Below are 18789 nucleotides of genomic sequence, written 5' to 3' on the forward strand. Positions count from 1 at the left end.
CGCATCTAATACTTGCCAAAGTCAAAGAATTGTTTGACGATGGCAAGTATCGAGGTGCGTCAAATGACAATCAACGGTACCGAGGATGCCATCGCAGCGGTTCGCGCCTTCAACCGCTTCTACACCCGCAAGCTGGGTGTGCTCGACCAGCATCTGGGAAAAAGCCCGTTTTCGCTCAGCGAGGCGCGCGTCCTCTATGAGCTCGCGCATCGCGACGACCTTGCGGCAAAGGAGATCGGGACCGAGCTTGGCCTCGATCCCGGCTATCTCAGCCGCATCGTCCAAAGCTTCGACGAAAAAGGCTTGATTACGCGAAAGCCCCTGCCCGCAGATCGCAGGCAATACCAGCTCTGCCTCACTGCGAAGGGCCGTCAAACTTTCGCAAAGCTGAACCTCGGCTCGCAAAACGAGGTCGCCGCCATGCTGGCTCCCCTGGCGGCTGACGATGCAAAGCGGCTCACGCAGGCCATGGCGACCATCGAGGCTGTGCTGGAGCAACGTCGAAGCCAGCCCACGGCTTTCGTGCTGCGCAGCCATCGGGTCGGTGACATGGGCTGGGTCATCTCGCGACAGGCCGCCGCCTACGCGGCCGACTACAACTGGGATATCAGCTACGAGGCGCTGGTCGCCGAGATCTGCGCACAGTTCATCAAGAGCTATGACGCCGCGCGCGAGCACTGCTGGATCGCGGAAGTGGCTGGCGAGCCGGTCGGCTCGATCTTCTTGGTGAAGGCCACGGACGAGATCGCGAAGCTGCGCCTGTTGCAGGTGGAGAAGAAAGCGCGGGGACTGGGTGTCGGCCGCGCACTGGTCGAGCAATGCCTCCAGGGCGCGCGCGGAGAGGCTACAGCAAAATGACGTTGTGGACCCAGAGCATCCTGGTCGCCGCGCGCGGCATTTATCGGAGCGCAGGATTCAAGCTGGTCGCGACCGAGCCGCATCACAGCTTCGGCCAGGATCTGATTGGGGAAACCTGGGAGCGGGATCTCTGATGCTGCAGCAGCGGGCGCGATGCGCATGAATGTGCCCTCGCCCCTTGTGGGAGAGGCAGCGACGCTGGCAGACGCGAGCTCGCTTGGGTGAGGGGTTTGTCTCCGCGAACGACTCTTTTGCAATGGTGCGTGCGGATAGATACCCCTCATCCGGCGCTTCGCGCCACCTTATCCGCCTTCGCCAAGGCTTCGGCGGACATGAGGAGAGAAGGGAAGAAAGCGTCCGCCGCTACAGCGTCGCGCCTTGGGCCTTTGGCCTGCGCAAATGTTCGTCCAGCCGCGGCATGATCTCGACGAAATTGCAGGGGCGCGTGCGGTAGTCGAGTTGGGGTTTGAGGATGCCGTCCCAGCCGTCGCGGCAGGCGCCGGGAGAACCAGGGAGGCAGAAGATGTAGGTCGCGCCCGCGACGCCCGCGGTGGCGCGGCTCTGGATTGTCGACGTGCCGATCTTGGCGTGGCTCAGCATGTGGAACGCGATCGAAAAACCGTCCATGCGCTTCTCGAACAGCGGCTCGATCGCCTCCGGCGTGACGTCGCGCCCGGTGAAACCGGTGCCGCCGGTGGTGATGACGACGTCGACGCTGGTATCCGCAACCCAGCGGCGAATCACCGCGCGGATCGCCTCGACATCGTCGGTGACGATCTCCCGCGCGGCGAGATGATGGCCCGCTGCGGTCAGGCGATCCGCGAGCGTCTGGCCGGACTTGTCGTCGGCGAGCGCGCGCGTGTCGGAGACCGTCAGCACGGCGATGTTGAGCGGGATGAACTGTTTTGTTTCGTCGATGGAGGCCACGGGCTTCACTCCTGCTTCACAACCACCGCCGCCATCCTTCGAGGCTCGCCGAAGAGGTGAGCACCTCAGGATGACGGATAACTACAACGACCCGCTGCCGAACGTGTTGCAGGCGTCCACCGTGCCGCGCTGGTAGCCGGTCATGAACCAGCGCTTGCGCTGCTCGGCTGAACCGTGGGTGAAGGAATCCGGCACCACGCGCCCGGTGGCCTGGCGCTGCAGCGTGTCGTCGCCGATCGCGCTTGCCGTGGTCAGGGCCGCGTCGATGTCGCCGGCCTCGAGGAAGCCCGGCCGCTTCTTCTCCTCGCGGTTGACCCAGACGCCCGACAGGCAGTCGGCCTGGAGCTCCACCTTCACCTGCAATGCATTGGACTCGGCCTTGCTGCCGGCCTGCTGCTGCAGCCGCGTCACGCGCGGAATGATGCCGAGCAGGTTCTGAATGTGATGGCCCGCCTCATGCGCGATGATGTAGGCCGCGGTGAACTTGCAGGCATTGCCGGAGCAGCCGTGGAAGCGCGTCTCGACCTCGCGGAAGAAGCCGGTATCGAGGAAGATGGTGCGGTCCGGCGGGCAGTAGAACGGGCCCATCGCCGACTGCGCCATGCCGCAGCGGCCGCCATTGGTGGCGTTGCGGAACAGCACGATCTTAGGGCCGGTGTAGGACTGGCCGCTGGCCTTGAATATCTCGCTCCAGCGATCGTCGATCTCGCCGAGCACGCCGGAGATCATGCTGCCCATCTCGTCCGTCGGCGCGCCGCGCTTGGCGGTCGAGGACTGGCGATCGGTCTGGTAGCTCGGTGCCTGGCCGCCGCCGGTGAGGATCTCGGCGCCGCCGATCAGGATGCGCGGATCGATGCCGAACGCGTAGCCGATCAGGCCGAGCACGATGACGGTCCCGATGCCGAGCCCGCCGCCGCCCATCGGAAGGCCGAACCCGCCGCCTCCACCGCCGCCGCCATCATCGCCGCGACGATCTTCAACGTCGTCGCTGCGGCGGAAATCATCATATCGCATGGCGGGCTTCCCTCAATCCTTGTGGCATCATCTGGGCACAAGTGCGCCAAAGCTCAACGCGCCACACATGTAAAATTTCCGTTGCATCCATCAATATCGCGCTCGGCAAAAGTTGCCTAGTGCGACAGCGTGCCGGTGCCAGCAATATTTTCCGAGGGTCGTGCAATTTTTTCCGAGGGAAATTGGAGTCCTTTTCGGGATCGAGATGCTCCCGCAACGCGAAGAAATCAGAAATACACTGCAAAACACGGCGAATGCGCGCGACGAACCGGGCGCAACGCGCGATGCGATGCCTGCTCACAAAACCAGCGGATTAAGTCGATTTTTACTTTGACGCTTCAATGTAACGGCCAGTCGGTTGTTTGGTCCCGCGTCGCCGACAGCGTCGCCTGAGTCAGAGTTCTTGAGTCATGGTAGAGTCGCGTCGCGGGGCGTCTGCAAGGGCGCCCCGCACAAATTTTGAATCCGCCTCGCATCGCATCATCCTCGGCGATTGCGTCGCTGAGATGTCGAAGCTTCAGGCCGGTTCGGTCGACCTCGTGTTCGCCGATCCGCCCTACAATCTCCAGCTCAAGGGCGACCTCAAACGCCCCGATGAATCCCATGTCGATGCCGTCAACGACGAGTGGGACAAGTTCGAATCGTTTTCCGCCTATGACGATTTCACCCGCGCCTGGCTGCTCGCCGCGCGCGCTGCGATGAAGCCGTCGGCAACGATCTGGGTGATCGGCTCCTATCACAACATCTTCCGCGTCGGCGCGATCATGCAGGACCTCGGCTTCTGGCTCCTGAACGACATCGTCTGGCGCAAGTCGAATCCGATGCCGAATTTCCGCGGCCGCCGCTTCACCAACGCGCACGAGACCATGATCTGGGCCGCGCGCGACGAGAAGGCCAAGGGCTATACTTTCAACTACGAAGCGCTGAAGGCCGCCAACGAGGACGTGCAGGCACGTTCCGACTGGCTGATCCCGCTCTGCACCGGCGAGGAGCGCCTCAAGGGCGCCGATGGCAAGAAGGTTCACCCGACGCAGAAGCCGGAAGGCCTGCTCGCGCGCGTGCTGCTGTCGTCGTCGAAACCCGGCGATCTCGTGATCGATCCCTTCAACGGCACCGGGACCACAGGCGCCGTCGCAAAACGCCTCGGCCGCTCCTATATCGGCTTCGAGCGCGACAAGGTCTATGCCAAGGCGGCGGAGGCCCGCATCGCCGCGGTCGAACCGCTGCCGGAAGCGAGCCTCGCCCTGTTCATGACCGCGCGCGAAGCGCCGCGGGTCGCGTTTTCCGAGTTGATCGAGCGCGGCATGATCATGCCGGGCACCAAGCTGTTCGACGCCAAGAAGAAGCTCGGCGCGCTGGTACGTGCCGACGGCGCGATCATGTTCGGCGACAAGGTCGGCTCGATCCATCGTATCGGCGCCGTCGCGCAGGGCGCGCAGGCCTGCAATGGCTGGACCTTCTGGCATATCGAGACCAAGAAGGGCCTCAAGCTGATCGACGAACTCCGCGCCGAAATCCGCGCAGGTATGGCGGCGGGATAAGTCCCGTCCACCGTCATTCCGGGCTCGCGCTAACGCCCGCCCCGGAATGACGACTTCTTGAACGCCGCACCCGCTGAAACTGCGATAGCATCATCACTCCCGCCCCGACCCGGCCGGTCCGATGCGACGACAGTCCGAGACATTGCTGCTGGTGCCGCTGCTGCCGATCTTCCTGGTCGGCATGTTTCCGATGTTCCTGATCGGGCTGCTGGGATTTTTCGGGCTCGCCCTGTTCGGTGTGCTCGTGGTCTGCGTCGGGCTCGCCAGCAGCAACGAGGCCCACAACAGCTTCAATCACGAGGTCATCGTTCACGGCTATGCGCGGGGGTCGGAGCGCGCCACCCAGGCGTCAAACGTGCACGCGGCGACGCGACTGGCGTTGCGGCTCGAGGCCGTGGGCGCGGCCATGGTCATTACGGCGGCAATCGGCCTCTGTTACGCCGGCTGATCTGCACGACGCGCAGATGCCGCACGGCAAACTCGCCGCTTGTGCTTTCGGACAAGGTTCAGCAAGACAAGGCCGCCCGCGGCACGACGCTGCATTGTTCTGCAAAAACGCAATCGGGGAGACAACATGCTCAAATTCTATTTCAACGGATCGCCGAACCCGACCAAGGTCGCGCTTTATCTCGAAGAGGCTGGCCTGCCCTTCGAGCCCGTGAAGATCGACACCCGCAAGGGCGAGCAGTTCACGCCGGACTATTTGAAGATCAATCCGAACGGCAAGGTGCCGGCGATCGACGACGCGGGCACGATCGTTTTCGACAGCAACGCCATCTTGCTCTATCTCGCCGAGAAGACCGGAAAATTCCTGCCCGCGGCCAGCGCGCGGCGAGACCCTGTCCTGGCTGATGTTCATCGCCACCGGCGTGGGGCCGTATTCCGGTCAGGCCGTGCACTTCAAGCATTTTGCGCCGAAGGACCAGAACCACGACTACGCCCATAACCGCTACCAGTACGAGACCGATCGCCACTACAATATCCTCGACGCTCACCTCACAGGTCACCGCTATATGGTGGGCGACAGCTATTCGATCGTCGATATGGCGCTGTGGGGCTGGGCGCGGATGGTGCCGTTCAAGCTCGGCGACGACGCCTTTGCGCGATACCCGAACGTCAAGCGGCTGGTGGACGAAATCTCGGCACGTCCCGCGGCCGCGCGCGCGCTCGCGCTGAAGGACAAGTTCACCTTCAAGGCCGAGATGGACGATGAGGCCCGCGGCAACATGTTCAAGCACATGACCACGAAGGTCGCCTGATCGCGTCTTGCTGTCATGAAAGGTCCGCGCGTCATTGCGCGTGGATCGCGGCGCTGTCGCGGCAATTCGGGCTGGTCACCGTGACGCCGCCGCTCGATCCCGGCATCGACGAGCAGTTCATGTTCCATCCGACGCGGGCGCAGATGGACCAGGGCTCAATCTGGCTGCGGCGGCTGATGCTGGAGACGGAACGGGAGCTGGAGAAACGGAAGACTGGATAGGGTGCAGCTTCAGCAAATACGGTGTCGTCCCGGACAAGCGCGCCTCAAGCGCGCGACGATCCGGGACCCATAGCCACAGGAAGTAGTGGTTAGGGGGACTCGGAGTTGCCGCCATCGCGCCACAACCGCTCCCTGTGGTTATGGGTCCCGGGTCTGCGCTTACGCTTGCCCGGGACGACACCGGGGTTGTTACCCCTTCTGCGCGTCCATCACCTTGCGCACGGCCGGGCGGTCGGACATCCGCTTGAAGTGGTCGGCGATCTTCGGCGTGGCGTTGATGTCGACGCTGTCGCCGTCGAGCCAGGTTGACAATGTGTAGAGATAGGGATCGCAGATCGTGAACTGGTCGCCCATCACCCACGGCCCTTTGAACATCCTCTGCTCGATCAGGGAAAAGCAGGCGCCCATGGTCTTCGGGACCATCGCCTTCATGTCGGCGAACGAGCTCTCTTGCGTCGCCCAACGCGCACCGCGCATCTTGTGGGCATGGTTGATGTGCACGGTCGAGCAGAGATAGGAGTTGAACGACTGGACCTGGGCGAAATCGAAGGCATCGTCGAGCGGCGCGAGTTTCGCGTTGGGGAAGGTCTGCGCGAGATAGGCCAGCATCGCCGGCGTCTCGGTGAGGACGCCACGATCGGTCACCAGGGCGGGGACGCGGCCCTTCGGATTGATCGCGAGATAGGCCGGGCTGTTCTGCTGGTTGTCCTTGAAGCTCAACCGTTCCGCCGCGTAGTCGGCGCCGGCCTCTTCGAGGGTGATGTAGGTGGCGAGCGCGCAGGTGCCGGTGGCGTAGTACAGCTTGAACATGTCGGACCTCATGGGAAAGCAGAAAATTAGCGGCGGCCGGCCCCCTGGTCCATAGTACCACATCCTCTTCGCAGTTGCCCACCGGCGCCCGCTCGTGCCAAGACGCCCGCAATCGGAGGGGCTTTTCATGACCGTACTCATCGCCGGTGGCGGCATCGGCGGGCTGACGCTTGCGCTCAGCCTGCGCGGAATCGGTGTTCCCGTGAAAGTGTTCGAGAGCGTCGCGGAGCTGAAGCCGCTCGGCGTCGGCATCAACGTGCTGCCGCATGCGGTGCGCGAGCTGATCGAGCTTGGCCTCATGGACAAGCTCGACGCGAGCGGCGTGCGCACGCGCGAGCTCGCCTATTTCTCCAAGCACGGCAAGCCGATCTGGAGCGAGCCGCGCGGGCTCGAGGCCGGTTACAAATGGCCGCAATTCTCGATCCATCGCGGCACGCTCCAGCAGCTGCTGCTCGACACCGCGGTCGAACGGCTCGGCCGCGAGAATATCCTGACCAGCCATCATCTGACCGGCTGGACCGAGACCGCCGACGGCGTGCGCGCCGACTTCGTCGACAAGGCGACCGGCAAGCCGGCGGGCACTTACGACGGAACACTGCTGATCGCCGCCGACGGCATCCATTCCGCCGCGCGAGAGAAGCTCTATCCGCAGGAGGGGCCGCCGATCTGGAATGGCCGCATCCTGTGGCGCGGTGTCACACCGTCAAAATCCTTCCTCACCGGCCGCACCATGATCATGGCCGGCCATGAGATCCTGAAATTCGTCTGCTACCCGATCTCGAAACAGCCAGACGTGGCCGGCAACCACCTGATCAACTGGGTCGCCGAGCGCCACATGCCGCCGACCTACCAGTGGCGCCGCGAGGACTACAATCGGACGGCGCGGCTGGAAGAATTCCTGCCCTGGTTCGAGAGCTGGCAGTTCGACTGGCTCGACGTGCCCGGCCTGATCAAGGCCTGCCCGCACGCTTATGAATATCCGCTGGTCGACCGCGATCCGGTGTCGCAATGGACCTTCGGCCGCGTCACGCTGATGGGCGATGCCGCGCATCCGATGTACCCGATCGGCTCGAACGGCGCCTCGCAGGCGATCCTCGATGCCCGTACCATCACCCGCGAGATCCTGGCGCATGGCCCGACGCAAGCGGCGCTGCTCGCCTACGAGACCGAGCGGAGGCCTGCGACCACCGACCTCGTCCTGCTCAACCGCAAGAACGGCCCCGAGCAGGTGATGCAGCTCGTCGAAGAGCGCGCGCCCGACGGCTACACGGTCGTCACCGACGTGCTGTCGCAGCAGGAGCTCGAGGATGTCGCCGCGAACTACAAGCGCGTCGCGGGTTTCCAGGTCGAGGCGCTGAACGCGAAACCGCCGATCGTGAGCGGGGGCGCGAAGCGGGTGGGGGGCTGAGTTCGGCTCAATAGCCGTAACGCTCTCGCACGAAGCGAGATGCACGTTGATGTGCCCTCGCCCCTTGTGGGAGAGGGCAGCGACGCTGGTGGACGCAGACTTACTCGGGTGAGGGGTTGTCTCCGCGAATACATCTCTGGCAATTGAGCTCGCTGAACTGACCCCTCATCCGGCGCTTCGCGCCACCTTCTGCCACAAGGGGAGAAGGGAAGCGGAGCGCGTGGCAAAATCGGAAAGCTAGAGCACCACCCTCGCCGCTTCCAGCAGCCGCTCGCTGGCCGTCGCGGTTGCCAGCACCGTGCCGTCCGCGGCCATCAGCCTGGCCTCGACGAATGCAATCGTCTTGCCGAGCTGCGTCACCTTGGCCTCGGCGGTGATCGGCCCGGGCTTTGCGGGGGCCAGGAAATTGACCGTCATGCTGATGGTGGTGGTGTAGAGCCGGCCCTCGCTCATCACGAGCACGGCGGGGCCCATTGTGTCGTCGAGCATGGCCGAGAGCATGCCGCCCTGGATAAAGCCCGCCGGATTGCAGAACTCGGGCTTGCCTTCGAAAGCGAGCTTGATCCAACCATCTTCGGGACGGGCATCGAGCAGCCGCCATCCCAGCAGCTCGGCACAGGGCGGCCTTCGAAAATCGTCGAGCGCGGTCTTGATCATGCGAAGCTCCGTTTCGCCCCGCTGTTAACGCAGCTCTGCTGCCAGCATGGTGTCAGGAGGATGCGGCCGGCGCGAGGTCCAGCGCCTGCGCGATCACCTTGCGCATGACGTTGGGCAGTGCTTCGTCGGCAAGGGTCGCGATCGGCACCCAGCGCATCCCTGCCGGCGCGCGGGTGCGAGCCGCTGCCTTCGCCGTGTAGACCACGAGTTCCAGCGGGAAATGCGTAAAAACGTGCGTGACCACGCCGACCTTGCGCTGCCAGCGCGAGAGCCCCTTCAAATCAGGCGCCTGTTGTTTCGCCGCCGCATCGTCTTGTCCGGCCAGCCAGTCCGAGCCGGGCACCTCGGTCATGCCGCCGAGCAGGCCTTTTTCGGGACGGGATCGAACCAGCAATTCGTCACCGCGCGTGACGACGAAGGCGGCGCCGCGCCGCAAGCTCCCGCTCTTCTTCGGCGCCTTGCGCGGAAAGCTCTCCTGCGTCCCTCGCGCGCGCGCCGTGCAGCCCTCGTTGAGCGGACAGAGCGAGCAGGCCGGCTTCTTCGGCGTGCAGATCGAGGCGCCCAGGTCCATCAGCGCCTGCGCGCTGTCACCGGCACGCGTATCGGCGAGCAGCGTCGCAGCCAGTTGCTGGATCACCGGCTTGGCCTGCGGCAACTCCTGTTCGACCGCGAACAGCCGAGACACCACCCGCTCGATATTGCCGTCGACCGGCATGGTGCGGCGATCGAACGCGATCGCCGCGATCGCCGCTGCCGTATAGGGCCCGATGCCCGGCACGCGCGCAGGCCCTCCTCCGTGTCGGGAAAGACCCCGCCATGCTCGCGCGTCACCGCCACCGCGCAAGCATAGAGATTGCGAGCGCGGGAGTAATAGCCGAGCCCGGCCCACATCCGCAGCACCTCGTCCTGCGAGGCCCGGCCCAGCGCCATGACGTCAGGCCAGCGCGCGACGAACTTTTCGAAATAGGGCCCGACCGCCTTCACCGTGGTCTGCTGGAGCATGATCTCGGATAGCCAGACGCGGTAGGGATCCGACGTCTCGCCGGGACGGGCTCGCCACGGCAATCGGCGGCGGTGGCGGTCGTACCAGGCGAGCAGCAATTCGGGGCTACCCGATAAGGTGCTCGCCGCTGGGCTACGTTCCCTCTTGAGCGTGGTCGTGGAAGGCATTTGCCTTTACTAAGGGAGGATCTGATCTGTGGCCAGCGTGTCCCCGACGTTGCGCGCTATAACGCCTTACGTTATACACGCACATGATCCAGAGCTTTGCGAACGCCGAGACCGAGTTGATCTGGTCCGGACGGCGAAGCCGAAAATTGCCGCCCGACATTCAGAATGCCGCCTTGCGAAAACTGCGTTTGTTGAACCAGGCACGGGTTGTGGCTGACCTCAGGGTTCCTCCGGGCAATCGACTCGAAGCGCTGAAGGCCGACCGCCAGGGCCAGTATTCGATCCGGATCAACGATCAGTGGCGCATCTGCTTTGTTTGGGACGACGGAGGACCGAGAGATGTCGAAATCGTCGATTACCACGGCTAGGAGCGGGCTGCTGCGCAATCCCCATCCGGGCGAAATCCTGCTGGAGGAGTTTTTGAAGCCGATGGAGCTCAGCCAGAACGCGCTGGCGCGCGCGGTTCGCGTGCCGCCACGGCGGATCAACGAGATCGTCCTGGGCAAGCGTGACATTACAGCTGACACGGACCTGCGGCTCGCCCGCTATTTTGGGCTGTCAGAGGGCTTTTTTCTGGGCCTCCAGATGGATTACGATCTGATGCAGCGGCGGCGCGAGATAGATCGCGACTTGAAGGCCATCCGGCCGCGCGCGGCCGCCTAGCTATGGCGCGCTTTTCCAAACCCGGCCCGATCAGCGCCAAGCCGCTGTCGCTGCTGCTCAACGACGTCTTTGCCGAGGCCTACGCCAAGCAGGGCTTTGCCGCGCGCGAGCTGGTGACGCGATGGGCGCAGATCGCCGGGCCGGAGATCGCCGCCCATGCCGAGCCCCTCAAGATGCAGTGGCCGCGGCCGGTCGAGGGCCAGCCGCAGGAGCCGGCGACGCTGGTGCTGCGGGTCGAGGGCCCGATGGCGCTGGAGATCCAGCACTCGGCCGATGTGATCCTGGAGCGGGTCAACCGCTTCTTCGGCTGGAGCGCGGTCGGCAAGCTCGCCTTTCGCCAGGCTCCCCTGTCGCGCACCCGGCGCCCAATGCGGCCGGGTCCGCCGGACCCCAAGGCTGTCGCCAAGGTGGCGGAAGAGCTCGGGGAGATCGAAGATGAACAATTGAAAACGGCGCTGGCCCGGCTCGGCGCCGCCATCAAGCGAAATTGAGCCTTATTCTGCGACCAATCTGGACCTGTCCTTGCGGCCCGCCATTGCCTCAAACCACGTTTCAAGCTAGCGACAGGCCGCCCGGAACCCTGCTACGAAGTTCGGGCGAGACCACGCCAATTCGGGAGCCGACCTTGATCATCACCCGCCGCGCCTTCACCACGATGCTGTCGCTGACCGGGCTTGCCGCGCTCGCCGGGCTCTCGCCGCTGCGGTTCATCTCGGAGGCGATGGCACAGAGCGCCGCGGATGTGGCCAAGCCAGTCTCGCTGCCCGACATGGCGCTGGGCCCGAAGGACGCCGCCGTCACCATCACCGAATACGCCTCGATGACCTGCCCGCATTGCGCGGCCTTCAACGAGCAGGTATTCCCCAAGATCAAATCGGAATACATCGACACCGGCAAGGTGCGCTACATCTTCCGCGAGTTCCCGCTCGACATCAAAGCGGCCGCCGGCTCGATGCTGTCGCGCTGCATCGCCAATGGCGACGCGCCGAAATATTTCGCCGTCACCGACATGCTGTTCCGCCAGCAGAGCGATTGGGTGGTGAAGAACACCACGGAGACACTGACGCGGATCGGTAAGCAGGCCGGCCTCACCCAGCAGCAGGTCGAAACCTGCCTGAAGGACCAGGCGCTGCTCGACAAGATCGCCGCCGACCAGAAATACGCGAGCGACGTGTTGAAGGTCGATTCCACGCCGACCTTCTTCATCAATGGCGAGAAGATCAAGGGCGAGGCCTCGTTCGAGGAATTCGCGAAAAAGATCAATCCGCTGCTGAAGAGCTGATCCGAAGATTCAACACCTGATTCGCGCATCCAAAGCCGTATCTTTCCCGTCATAAATCCCTTGGGAAAAGCGGCTTTCGCAGGTTGCCCTCGCGGCGCACCACGGCCATTGTCCAGCCGCATGAGTAGCCTTGGGCGACTCACCAGACAGCGACATTACCTTCCATGGTATTGTCCCGGCAGGGAGATCGCGCCCTGTCAACAGAGATGCGTGCTTATGAAAATCACCCGCCTGCGCCTACACGGATTCAAGTCCTTCGTTGAGCCCACGGACTTCGTCATCGAGCCCGGCCTGACCGGCGTGGTCGGACCCAATGGCTGCGGCAAGTCAGATCTGGTCGAGGCGCTGCGCTGGGCGATGGGCGAGACCTCGTACAAGTCGCTGCGCGCCGCCGACATGGACGCGGTCATCTTCGCGGGCTCCGGTAACCGTCCGGCGCGCAACCACGCCGAAGTGACGATGACGATCGACAACGCCGATCGCACCGCGCCGGCGGCGATGAACGACAGCCAGCTTCTCGAAATCTCCCGCCGCATCGAGCGCGAGGCGGGTTCGGTCTATCGCATCAACGGCCGCGACGTGCGCGCCCGCGACGTGCAGATCCTGTTTGCGGACGCCGCCACCGGCGCGCGCTCGCCGGCCCTCGTCCACCAGGGCAAGATCGGCGAGATCATCCAGGCCAAGCCCGAGCAGCGCCGCCGCGTGCTGGAAGACGCCGCCGGGGTCGCCGGCCTGCACGCCCGCCGCCACGAAGCCGAGCTGCGGCTGAAGGCGGCCGAAACCAACCTCACCCGCGTCGAGGACGTGATCGGCCAGCTCGCGGGCCAGATGGAGGGCCTCAAGAAGCAGGCCCGCCAGGCCGTGCGCTATCGCGAGGTCGCTTCCAAGGTCCGCAAGGCGGAAGCAACCCTGTTCCACCTGCGCTGGATCGGCGCCCATGCCGACGTGAACGAGTCCGGCCACACCCATGATCTCGCCGTCCGCGAGATGGCCGAGCGCACCCAGCACCAGGCCGAGGCCGCGCGCATCCAGGCGATCCGCGCCGCCGAAATGCCGGCGTTGCGCGATGCCGAAGCGCGCGCCGCGGCCGGCCTTCAGCGCCTCACCAATGCCCGCGAACTGCTCGACCGCGAGGAGGAGCGCGCCAGGGAGCGCGTCGCCGAGCTCGAACGCCGCCTGGCGCAGTTCGAGGGCGATATCGCCCGGGCCCAACAGCAGACCATGGATGCCGACGTCGCGCTCGAGCGGCTCGATGCCGAGGACGCCGAACTCAAGGAAGAGATCAAGTCGCGCGTCGAAAAGCGCTCCGGCGTCGACGAGCGCGTGGCCGAAGCCGAGGCTACGCTGACCGAAGCCGAAGGCCAGTTCTCGGAGCTCACCACCGCGCTCGCCGACCTCACGGCTAAGCGCAACCAGCTCGAGGCCAACGTTCGCACCCACCGCGACAAGCTCGCCCGGCTCGACCAGGAGATCGCCAATGTCGCCGCCGAAGAGCAGAAGCTCGCGGACCAGACCGGCGGCTTCGGCGATCTCGACGAGCTGACTGCCGCGGTCGAGAACGCCGAACAGACGCTGGCGGCTTCGGAAGCAGCAGCCCACGCGAGCGAAGCCGCTCACGTCGCAGCGCGCCAGACGCTGGAATCCTCGCGCTCGCCGCTGAACGAGGCCGACAAGCGCGTGCAGCGGCTCGAGACCGAGGCGCGCACGATCGCCAAGATCGTCAACGGCGAGACCAAGAATCTGTGGCCGCCGATCATCGACGGCATCACCGTCGACAAGGGTTTTGAAAAGGCGATCGGCGCAGCGCTTGGCGACGATCTCGACGCACCCGTGGATCCGTCGGCGCCGATGCGCTGGACCAATGCCGGCGTGACCGAAGGCGATCCGGCGCTGCCCGATGGCGTCGTGCCGCTTGCCGATCATGTGCAGGCGCCGGCCGAACTGGCGCGCCGCCTGGCGCAGATCGGCGTGGTGCCTCGCGAGCGCGGTGCCGAACTCGTTTCGCAGCTCAAGACCGGCCAGCGGCTGGTTTCGCCCGAAGGCGACGTCTGGCGCTGGGACGGCTTTGTCGCAGCAGCTCACGCCCCGACCGGTGCCGCGCGCCGGCTTGCCGAGCGCGCGCGCCTCGTCGACCTCGAGAACGAGCTGGAGCAGGCCCGCATCGACGCGCAGATCCAGCGACAGGCGCTGGAAAATGCCGAAGCCGAATTGCAGATGGCGGCCAGCACCGAGGGCGCATCGCGCGAGGCCTGGCGCGCCGCGCAGCGCGAGCTCAACGCCGCACGTGAGCGCCATGCCACCGCCGAACGCGAGATCAACCGTCACGCCGCGCGCAAATCGGCGCTGATCGAAGCGCATAGCCGCCTCGCCGCCGACCGCGCCGAGGCCGAGGCCGCGCATGAATACGCTGCCGCTGCGATCTCCGAGCTGCCGCCCAGCGAAGACGCCGAAATCCGTCTCGCCGCGGTCCGCAGCGACATCGAGGGACATCGCCGCATGGCGGCCCAGGTCCGCGCCGAGGCGCAGGCGCTGGCACGCGAGGCCGAACTTGCCGACCGCCGCGTGCAGGCGATCCTCGCCGAGCGCACCGAGTGGCAGAACCGCAAGGGCAGCGCGGCCTCCCACATCGACACCATCCAGGCCCGCATCACCGAAGTCTCGATCGAACGCAGCGATCTCGAGAACGCGCCCGCCGTCTTCGCCGAGAAGCGCAGCGCACTGATCACCGAGATCGAATATGCCGAGAACGACCGCCGCGTCGCTGCCGACGCGCTCGCCGCCGCCGAAACCGCGATGGCTGAGACCGATCGCGCGGCCAAGCTGACGCTCGAAGCGCTGTCGAGCTCCCGCGAGGCCACCGCGCGTGCCGAAGAGCGCATGGAAGGCGCGCGGCGCCGGCTCGAGGACATCGAGCGCGAGATCCGCGACATGCTCGAAGTCGAGCCGCAGGCCGTTGCCGGCCTCGCCGAGATCGAGCCCGGCGCGGAGCTGCCGCCGCTCGGCGAGACCGAGGAGGAGCTGGAAAAACTGCGCCGCGACCGCGAGCGCCTCGGCGCCGTCAATTTGCGCGCCGAGGAAGAGCTGCGCGAGGTCGAGACCCAGCACACCAGCCTCACCACCGAGCGGGACGACCTCGTCGAAGCCATCAAGCGGCTGCGCCAGGGCATCCAGAGCCTGAACAAGGAAGCCCGCGAGCGGCTCCTGACCTCGTTCGAGGTGGTCAACAATCACTTCAAGCGGCTGTTCGTCGAGCTGTTCGGCGGCGGCGAGGCGGCGCTGCATCTGATCGAGAGCGACGACCCGCTCGAAGCCGGCCTCGAGATCATCGCCAAGCCGCCTGGCAAAAAGCCGCAGACCCTGTCGCTGCTCTCGGGCGGCGAGCAGGCGCTGACCGCGATGGCGCTGATCTTTGCGGTGTTCCTCACCAATCCGTCGCCGATCTGCGTGCTGGACGAAGTCGACGCGCCGCTCGACGATCACAACGTCGAACGCTACTGCAACCTGCTGCACGAGATGACCGCCTCGACCGACACCCGCTTCATCATCATCACGCACAACCCGATCACGATGGCGCGCATGAACCGGCTGTTCGGCGTCACCATGGCCGAGCGCGGCGTTTCTCAGCTGGTGTCGGTGAACCTGCAAGAGGCCGTGGACATTCTCGACCAGAACGTGGCTTGAGAAGATTGACCGTCATTCCGGGGCGATGCGCGGCATCGAGCCCGGAATCTCGCGCGACGATCTCTAGATCCCGGCTTCGCGACTTCGTCGCGCCCCGGGATGAAGGCGGTGGACATGATCTCGCCCACGCTTCCCGCTGAGCTAAAGGCAGCCCTCGACGCGAAGCTCCAGGGCTTCTCGCGCACCGACGCGGCGCAGCGATCGCAGAAGATCTCGACCACCTATCGCGCCGGCGGCGGCTCCGGCACGATCAAATCCGAGGCCGATGCGCTCGCCTATGCGCTGGCGCGGATGCCGGCCACTTACGCTGCCGTCGCCGCAAGCCTGAGCGCACTGACCGAGACCGCGCCGGAGTTCGCCCCGGAAACTCTGCTCGACGTCGGCGCGGGCCCGGGCACCGCAAGCTGGGCCGCGGCGGAGGCTTTTTCGTCATTGCAAGATTTCACGCTGCTCGACGCCAACGCCACCCTGAGCCGGCTTGCGCTCGAGCTGGCACACGACAGCTCGCGCCTCGCGGATTGCCGCTATTTGCCGGGCGACGCCGCCACCAACCTCGTCGAGGTCGCTCAAGCCGATCTCGTCGTCGCGAGCTATGTCATCGGCGAGCTCGGCGAGAGCGACCAGCGCAAGCTCGCCGAAATGATGTGGGCCAAAGCGCGCCATGCGCTGGTCGTGATCGAGCCCGGCACGCCTGCCGGTTATTCACGCATCCTCGCACTGCGCCAGCAGCTGATCGCGGCTGGCGCCTATGTCGCCGCGCCCTGCCCGCACGAAAAGCCCTGTCCTCTCATCGCGCCCGACTGGTGCCATTTCAACCAGCGCCTGCCGCGCTCGCAGGCGCACCGCCAGATCAAAGGCGCCGACGTGCCGTTCGAGGACGAACGCTTCATCTACGTCGCATTGACCCGCACGCCGCCCGCAACACGCGCCGCCCGCGTGCTGGCGCCGCCGGACATCGGCAAGGCCGAGATCACGGCCAAGCTCTGCACCGAGGACGGCGTCGAACTCGCGAAGGTGCCGCGCCGCGACAAGCCCGCCTATGCGCATGCACGGCGCTGGCGCTGGGGTGATGCCGCCACGGCCGAAAGTTAACCTCGTTAGCCGCTTTTGCCTTGAACTCGGATGGTTCCCCGTTCGACCAAGTCTTACCTTTCCTCTGCGCCGGGCTCTCCCCCGGCCCCGTTTTGGTCTACGCTGCCCGCCTCAATCCCCTTCAGGAGTTCTCCATGTCGACCGGCTGGATCGTTCTCGGCGTTATCGTCGTCCTCGTGCTGTTCGCCTTCGGCGCCTACAACCGGCTGGTGGCGCTGAGCCAGCGCGTCGGCCAGGCCTTTGCCGATATCGACGTGCAGCTCAAGCAGCGTCACGATCTGGTCCCGAACCTGGTCGAGACGGTGAAGGGCTATGCCTCGCACGAGCGCGGCACGCTCGACGACGTCATCAAGGCGCGCAATTCGGCGATGTCGGCGCAGGGGCCGACGCAGGTGTCCGCGGCGGAGAACCAGCTCTCCGGCGCGCTCGGCCGGCTGATCGCGCTGTCGGAGGCTTATCCGGACCTCAAGGCCAACGCCAACTTCCAGCAGCTCGCCAGCGAGCTCTCCGATCTCGAGAACAAGATCGCGGCGAGCCGCCGCTTCTTCAACAGCGCGGTCCAGGAATACAACACCGGCATCCAGCAGATGCCCGCCGCGTTGTTCGCCGGCATGTTCGGCTTCACCCGGAAGGATTTCTTCGATCTCGGCGCGACCCGCACCGAAGTCGAAGCGGCGCCCCAGGTGAAGTTCTGATTCAGCTCACCAAACGGTGTCATTCCGGGGCGATGCGCAGCATCGAACCCGGAATCTCTTCGAGATCACCAATCTCTGGATTCCGGGTTCAGGCCTGCGGCCTGCCCCGGAATGACGGTGGTTAGACGGAAGCAGTCATGGCAGCGTACGGTCTCTACACGCACATCGCATCGAACAAGTTTCGTTCGATGCTGCTGCTCGGTGGCCTGTTCGCGCTGGTCTATGTACTGGTCTATGCCGGCGCGCTGGTCGCCGAAGTCGTCATCAACGGCAACGAGACCGCCGCCTTTTATCTGAGCCGTGCCTTCGCCGACCTGCTCAAGGCCGCGCCTTTCGCGACGGTCGCGGCAATCGCCTGGATCGTGATCGCTTATTTCTTCCACCAGTCGATGATCGACGCGGTGACCGGCGGCCATGACGTCACCCGGCAGGAGCAGCCGCGACTCTACAATCTGCTCGAAAACCTCTGCATCTCGCGCGGCATCACCATGCCGAAGCTGAAGATCATGGAGAGCCCGGCGCTGAACGCGTTCGCGACCGGTCTCAACCCGCGGCAATATGCCGTTACCGTCACCACGGGGCTGCTGAAGGCGCTGAATGACCAGGAGATCGAGGCGGTGTTGGGTCACGAGCTGACTCACATCAAGAACGGCGACGTGCAGCTGATGGTGGTGGCCGTCATCATCGCCGGCGTGGTCGGCTTCTTCGGCGAATTGTTCTTCCGCCTGTTCACGAATCTGAGCTGGAGTTCCGGCGGCTCGTGGTCGTCCGGCTCCTCCTCGTCATCGCGTTCGTCCTCGTCCTCGAGCGACAGCAAGAGCTCCGGCGGCGGCGCAATCGTCGTCATCATCATCGCAGTCGTGCTGATCGTGGTGGCCTGGCTGGTGTCGCAGGTGGTCAAGCTCGCGCTGTCGCGCTCGCGTGAATATCTGGCGGATGCGGGTTCGGTCGAGCTGACCAAGAACCCCGACGCCATGATCTCGGCACTGCGCAAGATCGAGAACCGCGGCGAACTGCCGGGCGCGACTTCGGCGGTGATGGAGCTTTGCCTGGACAATCCGCGCGAGGGCTTTGCCGATCTGTTCGCGACCCACCCGTCGGTGCAGTCGAGAGTCGACGCGCTGGTCAAGTTTGCCGGCGGCCATGATCCCGGCCCGCTGCCGCCGCCCAGCGACGAAACGGAAGAGCCCGAAGCACAGACCGGCCAGCAGAATGCCCCGCCGCCGCTGCCGCACGGTCCGTGGAACGACGCAGGCAGTCAGACCAGTCCGCCTCCCGTGCCTGCACCAAGCCCCTCCGGAACCACGCCCGGCAATCCGTTAGGCAACCCCATAGGTCCTTGGGGCCGCCATTGAACGCGTGATTTGCAGCAAGTTGCGGCGTATTTCCCGGCGCTTGGGAAAAACCACGGGAATTGCCGCAAGCGTGGCCTGCGGAATTGAATTCTCCCTTGTTTCTGCCATGTTCGCGCCCAACAGCAGACTTGGGACCTTCTTGGGACATCGATTTGG

The 18789-nt window shown here is 65.2% G+C and carries 15 protein-coding genes and 4 pseudogenes; 14 read left to right on the forward strand and 5 right to left on the reverse strand.

Annotation, left to right across the window (positions count from 1 at the left end; genetic code table 11):
- Positions 1 to 63 precede the first annotated feature (63 nt).
- Positions 64 to 992, forward strand: a pseudogene (locus AB8Z38_RS14895) (GNAT family N-acetyltransferase).
- A 229-nt stretch (positions 993 to 1221) separates the two neighbouring features.
- Here AB8Z38_RS14895 and moaB read toward each other — a convergent pair.
- Together moaB and AB8Z38_RS14905 are read right to left on the reverse strand one after the other, a co-directional pair.
- Positions 1222 to 1785 (reverse strand): molybdenum cofactor biosynthesis protein B, encoded by a 564-nt coding sequence (gene moaB / locus AB8Z38_RS14900; RefSeq protein ID WP_369725856.1) that lies wholly within the window; start codon positions 1783 to 1785, stop codon positions 1222 to 1224.
- A gap of 81 nt (positions 1786 to 1866) precedes the next feature.
- Positions 1867 to 2799, reverse strand: coding sequence for a neutral zinc metallopeptidase (locus AB8Z38_RS14905; protein WP_369725857.1), 933 nt, complete (start codon positions 2797 to 2799; stop codon positions 1867 to 1869).
- A 410-nt stretch (positions 2800 to 3209) separates the two neighbouring features.
- Here AB8Z38_RS14905 and AB8Z38_RS14910 point away from each other — a divergent pair, with 410 nt between their 5' ends.
- The 4 genes and pseudogenes from AB8Z38_RS14910 to AB8Z38_RS14925 all read left to right on the forward strand — a co-directional run.
- A complete protein-coding gene (locus AB8Z38_RS14910) occupies positions 3210 to 4340 on the forward strand; it encodes a site-specific DNA-methyltransferase (protein WP_369725858.1) in 1131 nt (376 codons plus the stop codon).
- Between the two features lie 121 nt (positions 4341 to 4461).
- On the forward strand, positions 4462 to 4788 hold the full coding sequence (locus tag AB8Z38_RS14915) for a hypothetical protein (protein ID WP_369725859.1): 327 nt from the start codon (positions 4462 to 4464) through the stop codon (positions 4786 to 4788).
- Positions 4789 to 4914: 126 nt separating this feature from the next.
- A pseudogene (locus AB8Z38_RS14920) lies at positions 4915 to 5599 on the forward strand (glutathione S-transferase family protein).
- A gap of 44 nt (positions 5600 to 5643) precedes the next feature.
- Positions 5644 to 5820, forward strand: a pseudogene (locus AB8Z38_RS14925) (LysR family transcriptional regulator); the annotation flags it as partial.
- A gap of 189 nt (positions 5821 to 6009) precedes the next feature.
- On the opposite strand, the gene AB8Z38_RS14930 reads toward AB8Z38_RS14925, so the two are convergent.
- The gene (locus AB8Z38_RS14930; protein WP_369725860.1) at positions 6010 to 6630 is read right to left on the reverse strand and encodes a glutathione S-transferase family protein; all 621 of its coding nucleotides are present in this window, start codon (positions 6628 to 6630) and stop codon (positions 6010 to 6012) included.
- 127 nt (positions 6631 to 6757) lie between these two features.
- Between AB8Z38_RS14930 and AB8Z38_RS14935 the strand changes: the two genes are divergently transcribed.
- A complete protein-coding gene (locus AB8Z38_RS14935) occupies positions 6758 to 8038 on the forward strand; it encodes a flavin-dependent oxidoreductase (protein ID WP_369725861.1) in 1281 nt (426 codons plus the stop codon).
- A 237-nt stretch (positions 8039 to 8275) separates the two neighbouring features.
- Here AB8Z38_RS14935 and AB8Z38_RS14940 read toward each other — a convergent pair whose 3' ends face one another.
- Together AB8Z38_RS14940 and mutY are read right to left on the reverse strand one after the other, a co-directional pair.
- Positions 8276 to 8695 carry a PaaI family thioesterase gene (locus tag AB8Z38_RS14940; RefSeq protein ID WP_369725862.1) on the reverse strand — a complete coding sequence of 140 codons (420 nt, stop codon included), beginning with the start codon at positions 8693 to 8695 and terminating at the stop codon, positions 8276 to 8278.
- 52 nt (positions 8696 to 8747) lie between these two features.
- Positions 8748 to 9865 (reverse strand): annotated as a pseudogene (gene mutY, locus AB8Z38_RS14945) (A/G-specific adenine glycosylase).
- Positions 9866 to 9948: 83 nt separating this feature from the next.
- Between mutY and AB8Z38_RS14950 the strand changes: the two are divergent.
- From AB8Z38_RS14950 to AB8Z38_RS14985, 8 genes are all read left to right on the forward strand, one after another.
- Entirely contained in the window at positions 9949 to 10233 is a 285-nt protein-coding gene (locus AB8Z38_RS14950; protein ID WP_369725863.1) for a type II toxin-antitoxin system RelE/ParE family toxin, read from the forward strand.
- Complete coding sequence (locus AB8Z38_RS14955) at positions 10205 to 10528, forward strand: HigA family addiction module antitoxin (RefSeq protein WP_369725864.1); 324 nt, start codon at positions 10205 to 10207, stop codon at positions 10526 to 10528. Before AB8Z38_RS14950 ends, AB8Z38_RS14955 begins: the two co-directional genes overlap by 29 nt.
- A gap of 2 nt (positions 10529 to 10530) precedes the next feature.
- Positions 10531 to 11019, forward strand: coding sequence for a DUF721 domain-containing protein (locus tag AB8Z38_RS14960; RefSeq protein WP_369725865.1), 489 nt, complete (start codon positions 10531 to 10533; stop codon positions 11017 to 11019).
- Positions 11020 to 11153: 134 nt separating this feature from the next.
- The gene (locus tag AB8Z38_RS14965) at positions 11154 to 11810 is read left to right on the forward strand and encodes a DsbA family protein (protein WP_369725866.1); all 657 of its coding nucleotides are present in this window, start codon (positions 11154 to 11156) and stop codon (positions 11808 to 11810) included.
- 216 nt (positions 11811 to 12026) lie between these two features.
- A complete protein-coding gene (gene smc, locus AB8Z38_RS14970; RefSeq protein WP_369725867.1) occupies positions 12027 to 15491 on the forward strand; it encodes a chromosome segregation protein SMC in 3465 nt (1154 codons plus the stop codon).
- A gap of 114 nt (positions 15492 to 15605) precedes the next feature.
- A complete protein-coding gene (locus AB8Z38_RS14975) occupies positions 15606 to 16583 on the forward strand; it encodes a small ribosomal subunit Rsm22 family protein (protein WP_369725868.1) in 978 nt (325 codons plus the stop codon).
- A 134-nt stretch (positions 16584 to 16717) separates the two neighbouring features.
- Positions 16718 to 17278 carry a LemA family protein gene (locus AB8Z38_RS14980; RefSeq protein WP_369725869.1) on the forward strand — a complete coding sequence of 187 codons (561 nt, stop codon included), beginning with the start codon at positions 16718 to 16720 and terminating at the stop codon, positions 17276 to 17278.
- Between the two features lie 137 nt (positions 17279 to 17415).
- The gene (locus tag AB8Z38_RS14985) at positions 17416 to 18633 is read left to right on the forward strand and encodes a M48 family metallopeptidase (protein ID WP_369725870.1); all 1218 of its coding nucleotides are present in this window, start codon (positions 17416 to 17418) and stop codon (positions 18631 to 18633) included.
- Positions 18634 to 18789 lie beyond the last annotated feature (156 nt).

The sequence above is a fragment of the Bradyrhizobium sp. LLZ17 genome, assembly GCF_041200145.1.
Taxonomy (GTDB): Bacteria; Pseudomonadota; Alphaproteobacteria; order Rhizobiales; family Xanthobacteraceae; genus Bradyrhizobium.

Excerpts from the sequence above, each read along its gene's own strand:
- AB8Z38_RS14950 (WP_369725863.1), top strand. The coding sequence starts at position 9,949 with ATGATCCAGAGCTTTGCGAACGCCGAGACCGAGTTGATCTGGTCCGGA.
- AB8Z38_RS14975 (WP_369725868.1), top strand. The coding sequence starts at position 15,606 with ATGATCTCGCCCACGCTTCCCGCTGAGCTAAAGGCAGCCCTCGACGCG.
- AB8Z38_RS14985 (WP_369725870.1), top strand. The coding sequence starts at position 17,416 with ATGGCAGCGTACGGTCTCTACACGCACATCGCATCGAACAAGTTTCGT.
- AB8Z38_RS14940 (WP_369725862.1), bottom strand. The coding sequence starts at position 8,695 with ATGATCAAGACCGCGCTCGACGATTTTCGAAGGCCGCCCTGTGCCGAG.
- AB8Z38_RS14910 (WP_369725858.1), top strand. The coding sequence starts at position 3,210 with ATGGTAGAGTCGCGTCGCGGGGCGTCTGCAAGGGCGCCCCGCACAAAT.
- AB8Z38_RS14980 (WP_369725869.1), top strand. The coding sequence starts at position 16,718 with ATGTCGACCGGCTGGATCGTTCTCGGCGTTATCGTCGTCCTCGTGCTG.
- AB8Z38_RS14905 (WP_369725857.1), bottom strand. The coding sequence starts at position 2,799 with ATGCGATATGATGATTTCCGCCGCAGCGACGACGTTGAAGATCGTCGC.
- AB8Z38_RS14930 (WP_369725860.1), bottom strand. The coding sequence starts at position 6,630 with ATGTTCAAGCTGTACTACGCCACCGGCACCTGCGCGCTCGCCACCTAC.
- smc (WP_369725867.1), top strand. The coding sequence starts at position 12,027 with ATGAAAATCACCCGCCTGCGCCTACACGGATTCAAGTCCTTCGTTGAG.
- AB8Z38_RS14955 (WP_369725864.1), top strand. The coding sequence starts at position 10,205 with ATGTCGAAATCGTCGATTACCACGGCTAGGAGCGGGCTGCTGCGCAAT.
- AB8Z38_RS14915 (WP_369725859.1), top strand. The coding sequence starts at position 4,462 with ATGCGACGACAGTCCGAGACATTGCTGCTGGTGCCGCTGCTGCCGATC.
- AB8Z38_RS14935 (WP_369725861.1), top strand. The coding sequence starts at position 6,758 with ATGACCGTACTCATCGCCGGTGGCGGCATCGGCGGGCTGACGCTTGCG.
- AB8Z38_RS14960 (WP_369725865.1), top strand. The coding sequence starts at position 10,531 with ATGGCGCGCTTTTCCAAACCCGGCCCGATCAGCGCCAAGCCGCTGTCG.